Consider the following 3,447-nt stretch of genomic DNA (forward strand, 5'->3'; position numbering starts at 1 on the left):
TAAGTCATGATCGTCAGTAGTATTGATCATCTCAGCAAGCAATGCGATCGCCTCTAAGTTACTATGACCAATTTCACCCAATAATTCTATAGCGGGTAAGTTAGTATCTTTACTGCTATTGGTTTTTAATAGTTTAATAATTGCGGTCACAGCTTCAGGGATATTTTCAGAAAAAGGGGAAGATGCTGAAGAATTATCGTTAAAACGATCCTTCAAACGAGTCGGTTGAGACCGGTAAGCTAAGCTTAAATTAGGCTCACCATTACGTGCTCGAATTTCCTCAACAGTTTGCCAACCAGCCTCCAGGAAATTATCCAGCCATGAGAGTAAGGTTATAGATGGCTTACGAGAGTAAACTAGGGAACGTTGTTTATATAATTCCTTGCGCCATCTAGAATTTGATACCAGTGCCTGCCACTTAGCAAAAGGAATATCTAGCCTCGGAGAATAAGGAGTTTCCTGGCTCAATTGCTTGATTAACGTTGTTGCTTCATCACAGGATAATCTTGCCATTGGCTTTACCACCAGTTTGGGACTAGGAGCAAGTTCCTCCGTTACCCACATCACATTCAAATCTTCAATTAAATCTACCGCATCCACAGCGTAGGTTTCATCGATGATGTCATAGTTACCATGATCACGTAACTGTTGATAAGTTGTGTATCCCGACACCTGTAACCAGCATTCTTCTAAATTCAGTTGCATCGCCACATAATAATGACTAGCCCACTCAGGAATATCAACCCACTCTCGCGGTACTCGCAACGCTGTAAACTTGATTTCTTCACTAGGAATTAATACCAGTCGCATCTGGTTTAGCTCAACAGCTGTACCATTCACTACTTCCCAGAAACTTGGTAAATCCCCCAACTCTGGCCATACTAATGCTTTGTTTAGTGGTTTCTTTAGTGCTGTGTCTAGTGCTGTTTCTAGTAAATTTGGTTCTGTTAAATTTGGTTCTGTTAAATTTGCTTCTGTTAAATTTGCTTCTGTGTCCAGATAGCTTAAAAACGTATTCAGACAGAGACAATTCAGATACGCTCGCCAACGAGCAGCTTGATTAGAATAACCTTGAGCTTGGGTTTGGTGCCATGCTTGTTCTCGTTCTTCTGGGGAGAATTCTATCAACAATTGGTCTGGGTGTAGGAAAGCTACATCCTCTAAACTTAATTTCATTGACTCATCTCCTTTTTGGTTAATCGTTAATTGGTATTTGGGATATTGGGATATTTGGTGTTTTCACGTTTCAGGTTTCAGGTTTTACTTTGGCTACATTGGTTTTGCCCTATTTCCTGATCGAGATTGCTCTAGTAGTGCCTGATTTTGCTGGAGCCACCGCTCAATAAATTTAGTTATCGCTGGTTTAGCTGATCTAAATTCAATCAGTTCTATAGACATTTTTTTTTCAATTAATACCTCAAACCTTGGTTGAATTAATTCAAGTAAACTCTGGTTTATTTTTGTTAGTTTATTTTTTTCTATCTTACTAAAATTAATAGTCATTGATTTAGCAATATCTTCATCATAAATTTTATAAATAACTTTAGAAAATAACTCTTGGCTATCAGCACTTAAGTAAGCTTTTAGATAGTTATTAATATAGTTAGTTTTAGTGGTTGCATTAAGGCGCTGCTTGATGTCTTTAGAGGTGAGAGTTGTGCTCATAGCATCCTGAAAATAAAAGGTGACGACTGCCTTCAAAATTCGTTTAAAATAACGTTGAAACTGGCGAGCAATTTGATATTGCTTTTTAAACCCGAAAAGCTCGATAAAATCTTGTTGATTGATGCCTAGACCAAGCCAAAGTCTTAGGGATGTTTGAGCTAGCTGATCTAAAGCCGTAAATTCTCTTAAGATAATAGTCCTGACTTGATTCAACTCATCCTTTTCTTCCTCTTGGATTACCACCTCCAAAGGATTAGATGCTATATCAGTAATTTCCCCATACTCATCTAAGGATACTGAATTCCTGTGTTGAGACATCCGCACCGCTTGGATGCAAATGGCTAGCATTTCTTCAATGTGCTGAGTGCTGATTGCTGTTCCCGTAGCGTGGGCGTAGCCCATATGCTGATTGCTGTTCCCGTAGCGTGGGCGTAGCCCATATGCTGAGTGTTGATTGCTGATTGCTGATTGCTGATTGCTAATTGCTGATTGCTGATTGCTGTTCCCGTAGCGTGGGCGTGGCCCATATGCTGAGTAACGTACTACTTGTCTTAACCAATCTGAATCACTTATTTTAGGGTTATTCCTCTTAAAATCAGCAATTTTTAACTCAGAACTAACCATTTGAGTTAACCGATTTAACTGCTGGTTGTAACGAATAGCAATTTGTTGAAGCTGTTGCTGGCTTAGGAATTTAATTGGGGAATGATGGCGAGACTTTCCCTTGCTGCTGGGAGGATAAATCTCGTTAAAGTAGTCTTTAAACGATTGCCAAGCCAGACGATAATAGTTGAAATCTTGATTAGTGATTCCATAGTTATTAAGTGCTTGCTCAAGTTCGGTTTTATCCAAATATCGCAACAAGCCATAATCAGAAAATTTGATAGATTTTAACCTGAGTTCCTTGGCGACTTGATTTCTAATAATTCGCTTGAGGGCATTGAAAGCATAGGCATTGATAGAAGACTTAGCATAAAAATTAAATCCTCTGAGGAGTTTAGCTGGCTGGCTGGCTGCTTCACTAGCAATGATGAAACATTCCTCTACAGGATAATGTAACGCAAGATTATGAGATTTACTCAACTGATGGGCGATCGCTTGAGATGCAGACCAACAAACAAACTGTAGGTAATTGAATAAGAGCTGATCAGATAAGGTTAACAATAATAGATAAGCTCTGATCACCACTATCGCAGGATTAGTCATGGATAAAATCCGGTAAATACCAGATGCTTGTCTCAACTGATATAAGAAGCAAGCAGCCCAATCGGCTTCGCTCCTGTCTGGCTCAGACTGGACTAGATGTGCCATGAAACCCTCTAATCTAGAATTAGATTGAAAAACCGCTTCGAGCCCCCTATCACCTTGGGGGTCTTTTAAATAAATAGATGTCGAAAACGGTTTGATACCTGAGTTGTTAGTAGGCATTGATTCTTTACCCTAGCTTCTAGTAGCGCTTTACCTTAACTCCTAACTTAAATCGATTCATAGGTCAAACAACTAACTAAGTAGAAGGAAACCTCATTATTTACTTAGTACTCAAGCTTAGGGGTTATGCAGCTTATCTATAAAATAACTACATAACATTTGATAATCGAAGATTATGCTCAAGGGTAACTTAACCCATTATCCCTACCCATCAAGACGACGGGTAGTCATGGGTAATCGATTTGCCGTAGCCACTAGCCAATCCCTAGCCACCCTAGCTGGTATGGAAATGTTTTGGGCTGGAGGCAATGCTGTAGATGCTGCTATAGCAACAGCGATCGCATTGACAGTGGT

The 3,447-nt window shown here is 39.5% G+C and carries 2 protein-coding genes; both read right to left on the bottom strand.

What is annotated here, in order from left to right:
- Positions 1-1,176 (bottom strand): DUF1822 family protein (locus tag F6K49_RS37715; RefSeq protein WP_293105298.1); only part of this gene is annotated, 1,176 nt, incomplete at its 3' end.
- A 93-nt stretch (positions 1,177-1,269) separates the two neighbouring features.
- Positions 1,270-2,976, bottom strand: a complete 1,707-nt coding sequence (locus F6K49_RS37720; protein ID WP_293105302.1) for a hypothetical protein — start codon at positions 2,974-2,976, stop codon at positions 1,270-1,272.
- Between the last annotated feature and the right edge of the window lie 471 nt (positions 2,977-3,447).

Source organism: Moorena sp. SIO3I6, assembly GCF_010672095.1.

Excerpts from the sequence above, each read along its gene's own strand:
- F6K49_RS37720 (WP_293105302.1), bottom strand. The coding sequence starts at position 2,976 with ATGGCACATCTAGTCCAGTCTGAGCCAGACAGGAGCGAAGCCGATTGG.